Source organism: Thauera terpenica 58Eu, assembly GCF_000443165.1.
In the GTDB taxonomy this organism is placed as follows: Bacteria; Pseudomonadota; Gammaproteobacteria; order Burkholderiales; family Rhodocyclaceae; genus Thauera; species Thauera terpenica.
In genome coordinates, this window is sequence record NZ_ATJV01000082.1 from 1 (window position 1) to 13,185 (window position 13,185).

24 protein-coding genes are annotated in these 13,185 nt (G+C 62.6%); 17 read left to right on the forward strand and 7 right to left on the reverse strand.

Annotation, left to right across the window (positions count from 1 at the left end):
- Nucleotides 1–237 precede the first annotated feature (237 nt).
- The 14 genes from M622_RS35705 (at nt 238) to M622_RS0120550 (ending at nt 6,885) form a co-directional block, all read left to right on the forward strand.
- Entirely contained in the window at nt 238–1,137 is a 900-nt protein-coding gene (locus M622_RS35705; protein WP_021250517.1) for an ArdC family protein, read from the forward strand.
- 54 nt (nt 1,138–1,191) lie between these two features.
- Nucleotides 1,192–1,482 carry a hypothetical protein gene (locus M622_RS35710; RefSeq protein WP_021250518.1) on the forward strand — a complete coding sequence of 97 codons (291 nt, stop codon included), beginning with the start codon at nt 1,192–1,194 and terminating at the stop codon, nt 1,480–1,482.
- Nucleotides 1,483–1,580: 98 nt separating this feature from the next.
- Nucleotides 1,581–2,495 carry a DNA cytosine methyltransferase gene (locus M622_RS35715; protein ID WP_021250519.1) on the forward strand — a complete coding sequence of 305 codons (915 nt, stop codon included), beginning with the start codon at nt 1,581–1,583 and terminating at the stop codon, nt 2,493–2,495.
- A 25-nt stretch (nt 2,496–2,520) separates the two neighbouring features.
- Nucleotides 2,521–2,754: a hypothetical protein gene (locus tag M622_RS35720; RefSeq protein WP_021250520.1), complete on the forward strand. Its 234-nt coding sequence runs from the start codon at nt 2,521–2,523 to the stop codon at nt 2,752–2,754.
- Between the two features lie 148 nt (nt 2,755–2,902).
- Nucleotides 2,903–3,223, forward strand: a complete 321-nt coding sequence (locus tag M622_RS35725) for a hypothetical protein (protein WP_021250521.1) — start codon at nt 2,903–2,905, stop codon at nt 3,221–3,223.
- Nucleotides 3,224–3,225: 2 nt separating this feature from the next.
- The gene (locus M622_RS35730; RefSeq protein ID WP_031347408.1) at nt 3,226–3,456 is read left to right on the forward strand and encodes a hypothetical protein; all 231 of its coding nucleotides are present in this window, start codon (nt 3,226–3,228) and stop codon (nt 3,454–3,456) included.
- On the forward strand, nt 3,456–4,073 hold the full coding sequence (locus M622_RS35735) for a recombinase family protein (RefSeq protein WP_021250523.1): 618 nt from the start codon (nt 3,456–3,458) through the stop codon (nt 4,071–4,073). The genes M622_RS35730 and M622_RS35735 overlap by 1 nt, the downstream gene beginning before the upstream one ends.
- 71 nt (nt 4,074–4,144) lie before the next feature.
- Nucleotides 4,145–4,501, forward strand: coding sequence for a hypothetical protein (locus M622_RS35740; protein WP_157282106.1), 357 nt, complete (start codon nt 4,145–4,147; stop codon nt 4,499–4,501).
- Nucleotides 4,502–4,509: 8 nt separating this feature from the next.
- Entirely contained in the window at nt 4,510–4,698 is a 189-nt protein-coding gene (locus tag M622_RS35745; RefSeq protein WP_021250525.1) for a hypothetical protein, read from the forward strand.
- A 13-nt stretch (nt 4,699–4,711) separates the two neighbouring features.
- Nucleotides 4,712–5,110, forward strand: a complete 399-nt coding sequence (locus M622_RS35750; RefSeq protein WP_021250526.1) for a hypothetical protein — start codon at nt 4,712–4,714, stop codon at nt 5,108–5,110.
- Nucleotides 5,107–5,268, forward strand: a complete 162-nt coding sequence (locus tag M622_RS40200; RefSeq protein ID WP_021250527.1) for a hypothetical protein — start codon at nt 5,107–5,109, stop codon at nt 5,266–5,268. Before M622_RS35750 ends, M622_RS40200 begins: the two co-directional genes overlap by 4 nt.
- Before the next feature lie 17 nt (nt 5,269–5,285).
- Nucleotides 5,286–5,465 (forward strand): hypothetical protein, encoded by a 180-nt coding sequence (locus M622_RS35755; protein ID WP_021250528.1) that lies wholly within the window; start codon nt 5,286–5,288, stop codon nt 5,463–5,465.
- 13 nt (nt 5,466–5,478) lie between these two features.
- Nucleotides 5,479–5,757 carry a hypothetical protein gene (locus M622_RS35760; protein WP_021250529.1) on the forward strand — a complete coding sequence of 93 codons (279 nt, stop codon included), beginning with the start codon at nt 5,479–5,481 and terminating at the stop codon, nt 5,755–5,757.
- Nucleotides 5,758–5,760: 3 nt separating this feature from the next.
- Entirely contained in the window at nt 5,761–6,885 is a 1,125-nt protein-coding gene (locus tag M622_RS0120550; protein WP_052028744.1) for a zeta toxin family protein, read from the forward strand.
- 168 nt (nt 6,886–7,053) lie between these two features.
- Here the strand turns inward: M622_RS0120550 and M622_RS35765 are convergent, their stop codons facing one another.
- The 4 genes from M622_RS35765 to M622_RS39460 are packed head-to-tail and all read right to left on the reverse strand — an operon-like array spanning nt 7,054 to nt 8,878.
- The gene (locus M622_RS35765; RefSeq protein ID WP_021250531.1) at nt 7,054–7,257 is read right to left on the reverse strand and encodes a hypothetical protein; all 204 of its coding nucleotides are present in this window, start codon (nt 7,255–7,257) and stop codon (nt 7,054–7,056) included.
- A gap of 11 nt (nt 7,258–7,268) precedes the next feature.
- A complete protein-coding gene (locus M622_RS35770) occupies nt 7,269–7,739 on the reverse strand; it encodes a hypothetical protein (protein WP_021250532.1) in 471 nt (156 codons plus the stop codon).
- 9 nt (nt 7,740–7,748) lie between these two features.
- Nucleotides 7,749–8,456 carry a StbB family protein gene (stbB, locus tag M622_RS35775; protein WP_031347410.1) on the reverse strand — a complete coding sequence of 236 codons (708 nt, stop codon included), beginning with the start codon at nt 8,454–8,456 and terminating at the stop codon, nt 7,749–7,751.
- On the reverse strand, nt 8,453–8,878 hold the full coding sequence (locus tag M622_RS39460; RefSeq protein WP_052028745.1) for a hypothetical protein: 426 nt from the start codon (nt 8,876–8,878) through the stop codon (nt 8,453–8,455). The genes stbB and M622_RS39460 overlap by 4 nt, the downstream gene beginning before the upstream one ends.
- A gap of 256 nt (nt 8,879–9,134) precedes the next feature.
- Here M622_RS39460 and mobC point away from each other — a divergent pair, with 256 nt between their 5' ends.
- Together mobC and M622_RS39465 are read left to right on the forward strand one after the other, a co-directional pair.
- Nucleotides 9,135–9,671, forward strand: coding sequence for a plasmid mobilization relaxosome protein MobC (gene mobC, locus M622_RS35780; RefSeq protein WP_084520786.1), 537 nt, complete (start codon nt 9,135–9,137; stop codon nt 9,669–9,671).
- On the forward strand, nt 9,658–11,085 hold the full coding sequence (locus M622_RS39465) for a relaxase/mobilization nuclease domain-containing protein (protein WP_021250536.1): 1,428 nt from the start codon (nt 9,658–9,660) through the stop codon (nt 11,083–11,085). The genes mobC and M622_RS39465 overlap by 14 nt, the downstream gene beginning before the upstream one ends.
- Here M622_RS39465 and M622_RS35785 read toward each other — a convergent pair.
- Entirely contained in the window at nt 11,082–11,795 is a 714-nt protein-coding gene (locus M622_RS35785) for an EAL domain-containing protein (protein ID WP_021250537.1), read from the reverse strand. The genes M622_RS39465 and M622_RS35785 overlap by 4 nt on opposite strands.
- Nucleotides 11,796–11,904: 109 nt before the next feature.
- On the opposite strand from M622_RS35785, the gene M622_RS40050 reads away from it, so the two are divergent.
- Nucleotides 11,905–12,132, forward strand: a complete 228-nt coding sequence (locus M622_RS40050) for a hypothetical protein (protein ID WP_088178603.1) — start codon at nt 11,905–11,907, stop codon at nt 12,130–12,132.
- Nucleotides 12,133–12,372: 240 nt separating this feature from the next.
- On the opposite strand, the gene M622_RS35795 is transcribed toward M622_RS40050, so the two are convergent.
- Nucleotides 12,373–12,756: a hypothetical protein gene (locus M622_RS35795; protein ID WP_021250539.1), complete on the reverse strand. Its 384-nt coding sequence runs from the start codon at nt 12,754–12,756 to the stop codon at nt 12,373–12,375.
- Nucleotides 12,753–13,094, reverse strand: coding sequence for a TraX family protein (locus tag M622_RS35800; RefSeq protein ID WP_021250540.1), 342 nt, complete (start codon nt 13,092–13,094; stop codon nt 12,753–12,755). The genes M622_RS35795 and M622_RS35800 overlap by 4 nt, the downstream gene beginning before the upstream one ends.
- Nucleotides 13,095–13,185 lie beyond the last annotated feature (91 nt).

Genomic DNA, 13,185 nt, shown 5'->3' on the forward strand with positions numbered 1-13,185 from the left:
CCCGCCGCGCTCGTTGGCGCGGCAGACCACCAGGCCAACCAGGCGCGGGCGTTGCGGTGTTCAACGCGCCATAGCAAAACGCTATATATTGCCGATCCGCGATGAATATTTATTTGCTTCGATGACAAGCAAAAACGCTTGACACGAAACCGGGCAGCGAATATACTTTAGTCATGGTGATCGAGACGAATCGCCAGCAAATAAAAGCCTCAAGTCAACGTAAGCAAGGAATCGAAAATGGACATCCGCCAAGCCATCACTGACAAGATCATCGCCATGCTCGAAAAGGGCGGCAACGAAGCGCGTACCCGCTGGACGAAGGCCGCGCAGCGTGGTTTCCCGCGCAACGGCAAGACCGGCGACGCCTACCGGGGCGTCAATGTCCTGATCCTGTGGGATGCCGCCATCGAGGCCGGTTATGCCTCGAATGTCTGGATGACCTTCAAGCAGGCCGCCGACATGGGCGCGCACGTTCGCAAGGGCGAAAAGGGCGTGATGTGCGCTTACTTCGAGATGGTCAAGCGCAAGGGCAACGAACCCGCCGAGCAGGACGGCGACGAGGAAGGCCGCGCCGGTTTCTTTCCGATGTGCAAGCCCTTCTGGCTGTTCAACGTGGCGCAGATCGAAGGCTTGCCGGAATCGTTCTACAACACCACGACCGAGCAGGCCGCCGAGTTCAACCCGATTGCCGAGGCCGAAGCCCTGCTGACCGCGAGCGGCGCAAGCATCGTGCATGGCTTCGACGGCGCTTTCTACGCCCCGAGCAAGGATCAGATCTGCCTGCCCGAGCGCGAGCGTTTCACCAGCCCGGAAAACTACTACGCCACCGCACTGCACGAGCTGACCCACTGGACCGGCCACGAAAGCCGCCTGAATCGCCAGTTCGGCAAGCGTTTCGGTGACAACGCTTATGCCTTTGAAGAACTGGTGGCCGAGCTTGGCGCGGCCTTCGTCGTGGGGCATGTCGGTTTCGTGGATGCCACCATCGAGAACCACGCGGCCTACCTCGAAAACTGGCTGACCGTCCTCAAGAACGACAAGACGGCGATTTTCACGGCCAGCAAGCAAGCCAGCCTGGCTTATGACTTCATCCTTGCCCGCGCAGGCAAGGCCACCGCCCCGGCGCACGCCGAGTAATCCAGGCCGGGAGGGCGCAAGCCCTCCCCGCTCCACACATCGAGGGCAAGGCCGATGAAAAACGAATGGAAACGCCGGGCGCGCGTGAATGGGCAGAAAGCCAAGGTCAAGGCCCGCCGCTTGGTGCTGGTCATGAAGCTGTACCAGACCAAGGGCGGCAACTGGCTTCGGTTGGAGGCCACCAACCTGGCCCGCGCCGTCGATTACCACCTGAGACAAGCCCACTTGCTAGGGCGCCACGTTGAACGCTTGGAGGATCACGAGCGACAAGCGTTAAGACTGGCAAGACAGCTTGACAGCACATCCCGAAGCGCGCCCGCGTCTGGCGCGCAGGGGAAAGCGTAAGCCGTGCTTACGTTGACGAACCGCGACAGCGGCCTTTTCGGGGGGTCTTCGGGCGCTGGCCCGTTGCCCCCTCTTTTTTCGACGGACAGAACAACAACATGGAAGCAATCGACCTTTTTGCGGGCGCTGGCGGTTTCAGTGAGGGCGCACGCCTGGCGGGCGTGCGCGTGAAATGGGCCGCCAACCATTGGCGGCAGGCCGTGGAGTTCCACGGCCAGAACCACCCGGAAACGGAACATTCCTGCCAAGACTTGCAGCAAGCCGACTGGCGCGCGGTGCCGCGCCATGACGTGATGCTTGCTTCGCCCGCGTGCCAGGGCCACAGCCCGGCACGGGGCAAGGAACGGCCCCACCATGACGCGCTGCGCTCCACCGCTTGGGCGGTTGTCGCGTGCGCCGAGTACCACCGCAGCCCGGTTGTTCTCGTGGAGAACGTGCCCGAGTTCCGCCGCTGGCTGCTCTATCCGGCTTGGTGCGATGCGATGCACCGGCTTGGCTACGCCGTCGCGCCGCATCTTGTCGACTCCGCAGATCATGGAGTTCCGCAGCACCGCGAGCGGCTGTTTCTGGTCTGCACGCAGACCAAACACCCGTTGCACCTTGACTTGCCGAAGCGGCAGCACCGCCCGATTGCGGACGTGATCGAGTGGGACGCCCACGAGTGGAGGCAGATCGACCGACCGGGGCGCAGCGCCAAGACCTTGCAGCGCGTGGCCGCTGGCCGCGCCGAGTTCGGCGCGCGCTTCGTCGCGCCCTACTACTCAAGCGGCAGCGGCTTGACTGGGCGCAGCATTCACCGGCCTATCGGCACCATCACCACCCGCGACCGCTGGGCCGTGGTCGACGGCGACCGGATGCGGATGCTGCAAGTACCCGAGGCCAAGGCCGCAATGGGCTTCCCGGCGCGCTACGCCTTGCCGGACACCCACAAAGACGCCCTTTTCATGCTTGGCAACGCCGTATGCCCGCCCGTGGCCGCCGACCTTTTGACGGCGATCCGCGCGGCAGCTTGACCCACCACCCCAGGAGGAACCACCAATGCAACCCGCCCGCCTTCTCAACCTGGCCGCCGCGCTGGCCGTGGCCTTGGGCTGCGCCCAGGCCATCGGGCAGAACCCGGCCACGCTTCCGCTTGGCGTCGCCGTGGCTGCCGACCGCCGCTTGTTCGACTTGCAGGCCGAGGCGCGCAGCTCGGGCCGGGGCTTGTGGGCCGATCCGAACGCCGTTGAACCGTGGGTGTGGCGGCAAGTGCATCCGAAGGGCGACCGCTGATTTTCGCGGACGCGAAAACAGCGGAAAACGCATCCGAATAAACGTCGATTTAAAGGGAGTCACGGTGCTACACTTTCATAACGATTATTTTGACGCGCAGTGCATCCAACTAATGCCGAGTTGCGCGTTTCACGGAAAAGAGGCCGAAATGAGCGAAGAACGGGCGGTTTACCGCATCCAGGCCGACCGGCCACCGCTGGCCGGAGCCTTGGAGCCGGTCTTTCAGAGCGTGGCCGCTGCGCCGACCGGCGAGGCCGGGCGCGTGCTGGCCTTGTTCGCCTTCTCGCTGGTCGAGGGTGAAGCCTTCGACCTGTCGCAGATCGAACGGCTACCCGAGGCCGCGCAGGCGCTGTGCCTGGCGCTGTTCGAGTATTGCTTGACCGTGGGCTTGACCGAAGACGAGCGCCGCGCGGCTTGCGCCGCCTTCGCGCCTTTCGTGGCAATGCACGCGCCTGGCGCGCGGCACTAGGGATGACTTCTGACTGGATGGAAGCATATTCAATACTGTCCTACCGGCTCGCTGGCTGCGCCGTGTTCAACCACAAGAAGCCGGGCGAGCGCGAGCGCGCGCACGTGCTTCACTGGACTTCAGGCGGGCGTCTATGCAAGACGTGCCCGCAATTCGATGACGGGCAATGCGATGCTTTTCGGCGTCTTGTCGCCGAATACGAGCCGATCAAGCTGGTTGAAGGCGAGCCGTGATGCCTAAGTATTTCGGCTATTTGCGCGTATCCACGGACGGGCAGGAAGTCGAGAGCCAGAAGCTAGGGCTTCTCGAGTACGCCAACCGGCAGGGCTTTGCGCCGATGGAACTCATTGCGGAAACCGTCAGCCGGGCCGCCGACTGGCGCTGCCGACAGCTCGGGGCGTTGTTGGAGAGGGCAGGGCAGGGCGACGTGATCTTGACACCGGAGTTCACGCGCCTGGCCGCGACACCGGGCCAGGTCTTCACGTTCTTGGAGGCGGCGACCGCCAAGGGGGTCATTCTCCACGTCACGAAAACCGGCACCGTCATGGACGGTTCCATGCAAAGCCAGCTTCTGGCGTCGGTCTTCTCTATGGCGTCCCTGATCGAGCTTTCCTTTATCCGCGAGCGCACGAAGGAAGGCTTGCGGCGGGCCAAGCAGGAAGGGAAGCGCCTCGGGCGGCCACCAGGCGCGGGCGGGCGGTTGAAGCTGGACGAGCGCGAGGACGAAATCAGGGGTTACATCGCTATCGGGCTGCCCAAGCGGAGGATGGCGAAGGCGCTTGGCGTGGCGTACAACACACTGGCGCGTTTCATCGAAAGAAAAGGGCTTGTGACAAGTAAAAACGCTTGACACAATGCGCCGGTTCTATTACACTGGAATCGTGAAAATGGAAAGGGTAGGGTGCTGAAATGAGCAATGTTGTGAGGTTCCCAAAGGGCAAGCGGGCCTTGCCCGCCCTTGACCTTGACGCGACCAAGATCAAGGCGGCGATGCCGAAAGCGGCGACGGTCAAAGGCGTGTTCGCCTGGCTGTTCCTGCTGGTGCGCTTGCCGCTGTTCTTGGTGATGTATTGGCTGCGCCTGCCGGTCATCTTCCTGTGCAATCTGGTGTCCATTCCGATGCTCTTGGCGTGGTTGTTCGCGTGGTATGCCTTCCCCGACAAAACCGCGATGGTTTGGGGGTTCGGCATCGTCAGCTTCCTGGCCTTCGTGATCGCTTGGACGTATGACTTCATCCTGATGGCGATTTCGCCCCAGGAAATGATGATGACCCTGTGAGGCCACGGATGAACAACGACCGCGACCGCGTGCGGAAGGCGCTGGCCGAGCACCAGGAGCAACAAGCGCAGATCGCGCGTGAGCGCCGACTGCTGGAGTTGATCGAGGAATTCCAGGCGTCGCCCTTCAAGCTCCTTGTCTTGGCGGGCGTGCTGTTCGTGCTGTTGCTGTTTATTTTTGCGCCTTGGCGCTCTTGATGTGAGGTATTGAATGAAGATCGACGTTTCTTGGGAGCTTGGCCGCCTGCTGGTCCATGTCGCAGACGTGGCGACCGCCATTCGCTTGAATAGCCCGTATCGGAGCGACTACAAAGACCGCGACCCGCGCGAAGTCGGCTTTGATGTGCTGCACCTTTCCGACTCGCTGCACTGCCTTGACCGCTTGGGCCGGGCGATTCAGTCCGGCGACAGCAAGGAAATCGTCACGACCTGCGATGCGTTGCTGAGCTACTACCGCATGTTCACCGAGGGCGTGCAGGGGCGCGGGACGAAGGGCGACCCGAAGGCGAGCTTCGAGCGGTACAAGCACCTTTGCCACCCGCAAGAGGCGATGGCGGTCTTCACCGACATTCGCGCCAAGGCGCTGGCTCTTGAAGGGGCGACGGCATGACCAGGCAACAGGCGCGCGTCTATATCGCTTGCGGCCTGGCCCTTATGGGCCTTGGCTTCGCCATTTCCGGGCCGTCCGTGCCCAATTTCTGGCTTTGGATGACCTTGCCCGGCATCATGATCGCCGGGGGAATCATCCGCCTGCTGTTCCGCTCTTAATCGGAAAGGACTTGCTCATGAACGCAATCGCCCGCCGCCTGTTCTTCACCAACAAGGCCACCATCGGCAAAGACCCCTTCGGCAACGTGATCGAGGTCGAAGGGGAGTTCTTGAACGGGTTTGCTCGCAGCCTGCCGTATCTGGTTATCGGCGCTTGGGCCGCGCTGATGCTCGCAGCGGCCTACCTTCGCGCGTGACGGGAGGAACATCATGAAGCAGTGGACACAGGAAGAAGCGGTTGCCTTCGAGTGCGCCCGCGAAGTCATCACCGACATGATGGCGATCCACACCGGCCAGATTGCCGACGAACGCGCCAAGCCGCAGCCGGACGCTGCGCGCCTGGCGCAGCTTCGCGCGGAGCGTTCGCGGCTCGCTCAGGAGCGTGCAGGCTTGCACGTTGGCGACTGCGCCGAGGTTGCCCGCATCCGGGCCGAATACGGGGCATTCGTCCGCGCCTGGCGGGCCGAGCACCAGGCGGTTGCCGCGTAGTGCATGGCGTCGAATCCCGACCGATACCGGCTCAGTGAAGCAGACCATCAAGCGATCTTCGAGCAGGACATAAAGCCCGACCTTTTCGCGGGCGCGAAACCATCCCATCAACCCGTGGCCGTCATCTTCGGCGGCCAGCCTGGCGCTGGCAAAAGCGCCGCCGTCGATTCGGCCATGCGCGAGCTGGAGCCGCGAGGCGGGGCGGTTCAGATCGTTGGCGATGACCTGCGCGGCTACCACCCGCACTATGCGCGGTTGATGGAGCGCGACGACAAGACCGCCGCTTTTTACACTGACCGCGACACCGGCCAATGGGTCGAGAAGGCTATTGCCGAGGCCAAGGCGCAGCGGGTCAATATCGTCATCGAGGGCACCATGCGCGACGGCAACAAGGTTGCCTCCACGATGGAGAGCCTACGGGCCGCAGGCTATGAAATCGACGCCCGCGCCCTGGCCGTCAATCCTCGCTTGAGCGAGCAGGGCATCTTGCAGCGGTACGAGAACCAGAAGGCCGACCGGGGCACCGGGCGCATGACCACGCCCGAGGCTCACCGGGCGGCCTATGACGGGATGCCCGCCACCCTTGAGCGCATCGAGCGCGACAAGCTGGCCGACCGCGTGACGATCTACCGGCGCGGGGCCGAGGCGATCTATTCCAACGAGCTGCACGGCGGCCAGTGGGTGCGCGAGCCGCAGGCCCGCGCCGTGGTCGAGGCCGAGCGCGCCCGGCCTATGACCCTGCAAGAGCGCCGCGACTACGCCCAGGGCTTTGACAAGCTGGCCGACATGCTGGCCCGGCCCGAGCGCCAGGCCAGCGCCGATGAACTCCGCAAGGTCGATGACCTACGACGCCAAGCGAAGACCGAGCTTGCCGCCGAAGTCTTCCGGCAGGAGTCGCCCGAAAAGGCGGTGCAGCAGCACCCGGAGCTTGCTCCGGCCTACGGGTACATGCGCGCCCGCGAAGCGAAGGCCGAGGCGGACGGCCTCAACGAGCAGCAGCGGGCCATCGTCATGGCGCGCGTGCGCCAGAACGTGGCCGAGCGGATCGAGCGCGGCGACGTGCCGAGCGTGCAGATTCGGGAAGAAAGACAGATCAAGGTCGAGCAGCAGCGCGACCCGGAGCGGTAAGCGGTGACGCGCGAGGGGGCCAAGGAAAGGTTTTAACCCCTGCTCCCCGACGCCTCGCGGGCGAGAGCGGGGTTTGGGCAGCGCCCCAAGTCGGGCCGCCTCAACCTCCCTGCTTTGTGCCGTTCGCTTACGAACGGTGCAAAGCAGGGAGGCGACAAGCGAAGCGCGTCAGCTCGTGGAACCATCATTCTGGCCCTTGGTGGCGGCATCGAGCAGTTCCGAATGCACGAGGCTTTTCCCGCTCCCCGTGGGGCCAATGACGACCGTGTGATGGCGCACATCACCGTCATGGCCCTTGAAGTTGAATGGAACGCCTGTCCGCTGGCCGAACAGTAGCGGGGTAGAGGCTTCGGGCTTCTTGTCGTCATCCATCGTTCGATTCCTCACTTTACGATTGCATAGACCAACCCCGCCGTGAAGGCCGAGGCGATCAGCGCGGTAACGGCGTGTTCCATCATCCGTGACCACATCGAGCGCCGGAACTCCTTTGCCGCTTCGCCCAGGGCTACGCCCAGGCTCGCGGCCTTGTCGGAGGCTTCCGACCGGAAGGCCAAGCGGGCGGCCTCTTGCAGCGCCGCCCGTTGTTCTTCAACCGTCTTCGTTGCCAGTTGGGCAGCGTGCGCGGTTTTCAGGTCAAGGTATTCCGACAAGTCGGCCTTCGCCTGTTCGGTGAAGGCCGTCACCGCCAGGCGGTACTTGTCGCCCGCCTCATCGAGCGCGGCGACCGTGCCGGATAGCCTGCCTTCGGCACCGGCCACCATCGCCGGGAGGGCTTCCACGCGGGTCAGAAGGCCATCCAGATCGCCGAGCACTTCGGCAATGAGGGCTTCGCGTGTAGTGCGGGGGCCGTTCATGGTGCGGCCTTACTTGAACAGGGCTTTGAAAACATCATCCAAGTTCTTGTTGGCCGTCACCGCGAGGCGCTTCAAGGCCACCATGCGAACGCACAGTTCCTTTTCGTCCTCGTCCGCAGCCTGGCGCAGCCGGGCGCGGTAGTCGGTTTCGTCGGCGGTAATGTCCCCCAGGGACTTCCCGACCGCCTTCAACCGCTCGAAGACCTCGTTCGCGTAAATCGTCGCCTCGGGCTTCACCACGAAGGACTTTTCCGCTTCGGCCAGGCCGAACAGGGCGGCGAACTCATCGGACACCGCTTCATCGACTTCCACCTTGTTGAAGACCAGGCGGATGCGCTTCTTCTCGATGCCGATCTTTTGCAGCGCGCGGATGGTGTTCACCGTGTCGGCCTGCACCTTCTTTTCCTTGACCACCGGCACGACGAAGAAATCGAATTCTTCGTGCGAGCCGTCGAACTGCTGCATGAGCTTCAGGAAGTCTTCGACGTTCGACGCGCCCACGTCCACGATGGCTGTGTCCAGGGGCATCAACTCATCGACCAGCTCCCCGAACTTCTTACCCCGCATCTTCTCGACATCGAGGCCGTCCGCGTCGGCTCCGGTGTTGATCGACTCGATGGAGTAGATCGGTGCGTCACTCATGCGGGGCTTGAGCAGATGACCGGCGACCGTGGTCTTGCCGACGTTACCCGAGAAATTCAAAACGGCTACTTTCATTTTTTCGTCCTTTTTGCGAGTTTGGCTAATGCTGCGAGGTCGGGCTTACTCCCGATGATCTTGTCCAGGTCTGCCGGATTGTGAGAGCCACCCCCGGAGCTTTCCGCTTCGGGTTCGGCTTCCACGACCGGCGCGGCAGTGCTCGGCTTCGACGGCTGGCCCGGAGGGCTGGCCGACTTCGCCGCCGTGATCGCGGCTTTGCCGCGTTTCTGGCGAATCCTTTTCAGGGTTGTCTCGAATGTCGCAAGCGTCATTTCGAGACCGTGCTTCGACAGTTCTTCAACTACCGAAGCCCGAGGGACGCCGGCAGCCAAAGCCGCTTCAACATCATCAATCACATCCCGCAAGCGGGCGGCCTTAGACCGTTTCTTATCGTCGGAAGCAAGCGCGCGGAGTCGTTCAGCTATGGCTTTCCTATCCATCTTGCGCGCTCTTTTCTGGTTGAAACTGTCCCGATTTTGTCCCGCATCCGTTCCGATGTCAATGTTTCGCGTCCGCGAAACGTTTTGTACCTGTCTCGCCAATGTCCGTGACTTGTCCCGGCCTTGGCGGTTTTCAGTCCCGTTTGTGTACCACAAAGGCATGAGGGAGGGGAGGGGGTGAATTCTAGGGCAGGATAGGCGCACGCGCCGCTATTTGGTACAATTGCGCGGCAATTGTACCCCCTCCCCTCCCTCTATGCCGGTACTGAAAACACTCGTCGAGCCAGGAACCAAAGCGCGCTTTCGCAGCATGGCGAAGGCGCGCAGGCTGTCCGAATCGGAGCTTCTTCGGGCCGTCATCCTGGCCGTAACCGGCGAGGATGACGGCCCCGCCCAGCCCATCGAACCGGATGCGGAGAAGGCCGACACCGCCCGCATGACGGTGCGGATGCCCCGCTTTTTGATGGAGGGCACCAAGGCGCGGGCGAAGGCCAAAGGGATGGCCCCAAGCCGTTGGGTCACGGCCTTGGTGCAATCGAACCTCACCCGTCAGCCCGTCATGTCCGATGACGAGCTGGCCGGGCTGCTGGCGAGCAACCGCGAGCTGGCCGCGATTGGCCGCAACCTCAACCAGATCGCGCGGGCGCTGAACGAGGCGTTCTATGAAACCGAGCGGGTGAAGCTGGAGAAGCTGGCCGAGCTGCGCCAGGTCATCACCGAGAACCGGCTTGCCGTGCGGGCGCTGGTGCGCGCCAGTCAGAACGCTTGGGAGGCCGACGATGGCGCTGATTGAGGCCGAGCTAGGCAGTGCCCTTCAAGACCCGGTAAAGCGCAAGGGCAACAACACCCGGAAGCTGCGCGCGACCGCCAAGCGGGTTGCTCAGAACTCGACGGAGGTCATGGTCAAGGTCACTGGGTTCAGCAAGGGCGCAGGCCACGCCCTGGCGAACCTCGAATACATCAGCCGGAACGGCAAGGTCGAGCTCGAGAACGACCGCGGTGAGATTCTTGACGGCAAGGCCGAAGTGCGGGAGTTCTTCAAGGATTGGGAGAAGGACTTTGGCGATGCCAAGCGCCACAAGAACCAGCGAGACACGATGCACTTGGTTCTATCCATGCCCGAGGGCACCGACCCCGAGGCGGTGCGCCAGGCGACCCGGCAGTTCGCCAAGGCGACCTTCGGCAAGAACCATGAATACGTGTTCGCTCTGCACTCGCAGGAGAACGACAAGAAGACCCTTCAACCGCATTGCCACGTCACCGTTAAATGCCTTGGCTTCGACGGCACACGCTTGAATCCGCGCAAGGCGGACTTGCAGCAGTGGCGCGAAACCTTCGCTGAATACATGCGTGACCAGGGCGTCGACGCCGAGGCCACGCCCCGGCGCTCGCGCGGAGTCGTTCGCAAGCGTGAACCCAACGTCATTCGCCACATCGAGCAAGGCGACGACACCCACAAGCCCCGTGTCCCGCACGTCAAGGCCGCCAAGGTCAAGCAAGCCGCCGAAGAACTCAGCGCCGAGGCCAAGGGCTTGCCCGTCCCGGCCAAACCTTGGGAAGAAGCCATTAAGGCGCGGCAACGCGAGGTGCGCCGCGCCTGGCTGGCTGCTGCCGATGCCTTGGAGCAGGACAACCCCCGTTTGACTTTCAACCAGAAGGAACCACGCAATGAGCGACCCAACTACGAGCGAATCAGCGCAGATCGAGCACGGCCAGGCCAGCGAGCCGCCGCTGTATATCAGTCCAACCTTGAAAAATCTGGACCCCAAGCATCGCCCCGATCCCTCGCCAGCGTGCGAAACCTGTCCGGCCTCGGTGTGGTTCACCACCGACGAGCTTCTCAAGTGCTTCTGCGGGCGAATGCACCTGATCGTTTGGGACGGGACGGAAGCGCCGATCCTGAAATGCGACGGGCGCGAACTGGCGATTCTCGCGCTCTTGCAGGCGGAAAACGGCTAGAGGGATACCAAGCCACCACGGAGGAAAACAAGGCGCTTGCGGGCCGCATCCGGGCCTTTGTGGAGGCTATGCCGACCATTGAGACCGAGCGGCACCAGATCAAGAAGGATCTGGCGCAGCGTTTCACCAAGCAGCCCGAGAAGATCCACGACCAGGGCCGACAGACCGCGCCGGAACCGAGCGCCGAGCAAAAAAAAGGCGCGGAACAAGCCGCGCCAAAGAGGGGAGGAAAGGATGTGGAGCGTTAAGCTGCTTCGCCCGGCCTTACGGTCAGGTTGCCGAACTGCGCCGGTTTGGCAATCCAATCGCCTTGCAGCATATTCGCGCCAACCCCCGCAGCAAAATCACGCTTGGCCGGGCTGTCGATCCACTCGGCTATTACTACCGCTCCGATAGCCCGCGCAAGGCGCACCACGTCGCGTAGAGGCTCCCTGCTTCCGGCCAAAAAACAGCGGGCGAGCAATTCCCCGTCGATCTTGAGGAAGTGCGGTTTCACTAAACCGGTGAACGCGGATTCGCAGAACTCGTGCGGTGGCTTGCAGTCATCGAGCGCGACGTAAATTTGACGGGCCTTGCAGCGCGCTACAAACGCCGCCAGGGCTTCCGCGTTCTCCACCGGATAAGTTTCCGTTACTTCGACAATCACGCGCCGTGCAGTCTTCGCAAGGGCCGTTACTTCCTTGAAGTATTCGTTTGGAGCCAAGGCCAGGGTTCGCGCGGAGACATTCACGGCCACCCGATACATGCCTCGCGTGCCCTGTAATGCCTCGTGGACTTTGCGCACCATTGCGCAATCGACCACGGCGACATAGCCGCTTTTCTCCCACCGCCGAAACAGATGCATAGGCAGTGTGTCGGAACCCTTGAAGCGAAACAGGGCTTCGTAGGCGTAGCTGCCTGTTCCCTTGCTCCACACAATCGGCTGAAAGTGCGGCTCGATGTACTTGGCTACGTCCACCTTCTGGTTCCTTCTCATTAAGGGGCACTTGTGCCCCTTTTTGTCGGTAAATTTCGCGGGCGAGAAATCCCGCGATAGGCTTATTCGGATGAGACTACGAACTGACGCTATGACCGCCACGGTAAACCGGGCGGCTTTTCGCGCCCTGCTCCATCAGCACGGCATCAGCATGAAGCAGGCGGCGGCGCTGATTGCGGATTTCACGGCGCGACCTTGTGGTTATCGAACGGTGAAAGCTTGGCTGGCCGATCCGGCACGTAGCGCCTATGCGAGGCCGTGCCCGACATGGGCGCTTGATGCCTTCCGGGCTATCGTTTCGACCAGGGTAGGGGGATGACCCTAATGGTCGCAATGGCGTTATGGGCTGCCAACACGGCGGCGCTTGCCACCAGCAATGTCTTCATCGAGGCCAGCCAGACTGGTGCATCGGCTTCCCAAACCCTGGCGATGACCTCTTGGAAGCCTTGAACCGCGAACGGCCCAAGACCCACTAAGAGGGCCGCCACCAAGGTGGCTTGAAAGACTCGATGCCAGACCAAGGCGAGTCTCTTTTTAGCGGGTAGTGTCATGCTGCACCTCACCATGCGGGCGGGTACGCAGGATGCGTGACCCAAAAACTCAATGAGAAGCCGTTTTCCGGCTCCAATCCCCACAGATAGATGCCCTGCCCGTCGATGTAGCGCACCGGCTGATCCTCGATGGAGCCAATCTCCACCGCTTTCGCGCGGAAGTTCGGGACCAGCGTTTGATTTACGGAAATGCTGCCTTCTGACAAGGCTTCGTTGAGCAGCGCTTCGGGCGTGGCCGTGGGATCGAACTCGAATTCCACAAGGCGGGACTGCCTTGTGTGTTCCGCGTAGTCGCGCAACCGCTTCCATTCCCCGTTGGGCAGGCTTTCCCGTAGGTGTTGCAGCACCACGGCCTTGAACGGCTCGCGGTAAGCATCGAGGCTTTCTTTCATAGGTGTATCCCCAGGATCGAGGTTAGGGCCAGCAGGGCGGCCAAATGTGCCGGATAGAAGGCGTAGAACACATGCCGCAGGCGAGGCATGTTCAGATCGACCAGGGGCGCGGCCAGCATCAACGGCACGGCGGCCAGCGCCCACAAATTCTTGTTCACCACGAACAACGCGGCCAGCGCCAATGCGCAGACCACCACGGCCAGGTTGTTGGCCGTCTTGAAGTACCACCACGCGGCCACCACGAAGGCCAGGGCGAACCACCAGAATTCGACCATCGCGCCACCGAGCAGGAACAGGGCCGCAGCGCCCGCCAGGCGCGCGAAACCGCCCTTCTCCACCAGATAGGGGTCAGCTCACGAAATGGAAAAAAACGTACGCTAAGGATTCCCGCAGAGGGATGGGACGGCTGCGACGGAACCTCCCTGTTCC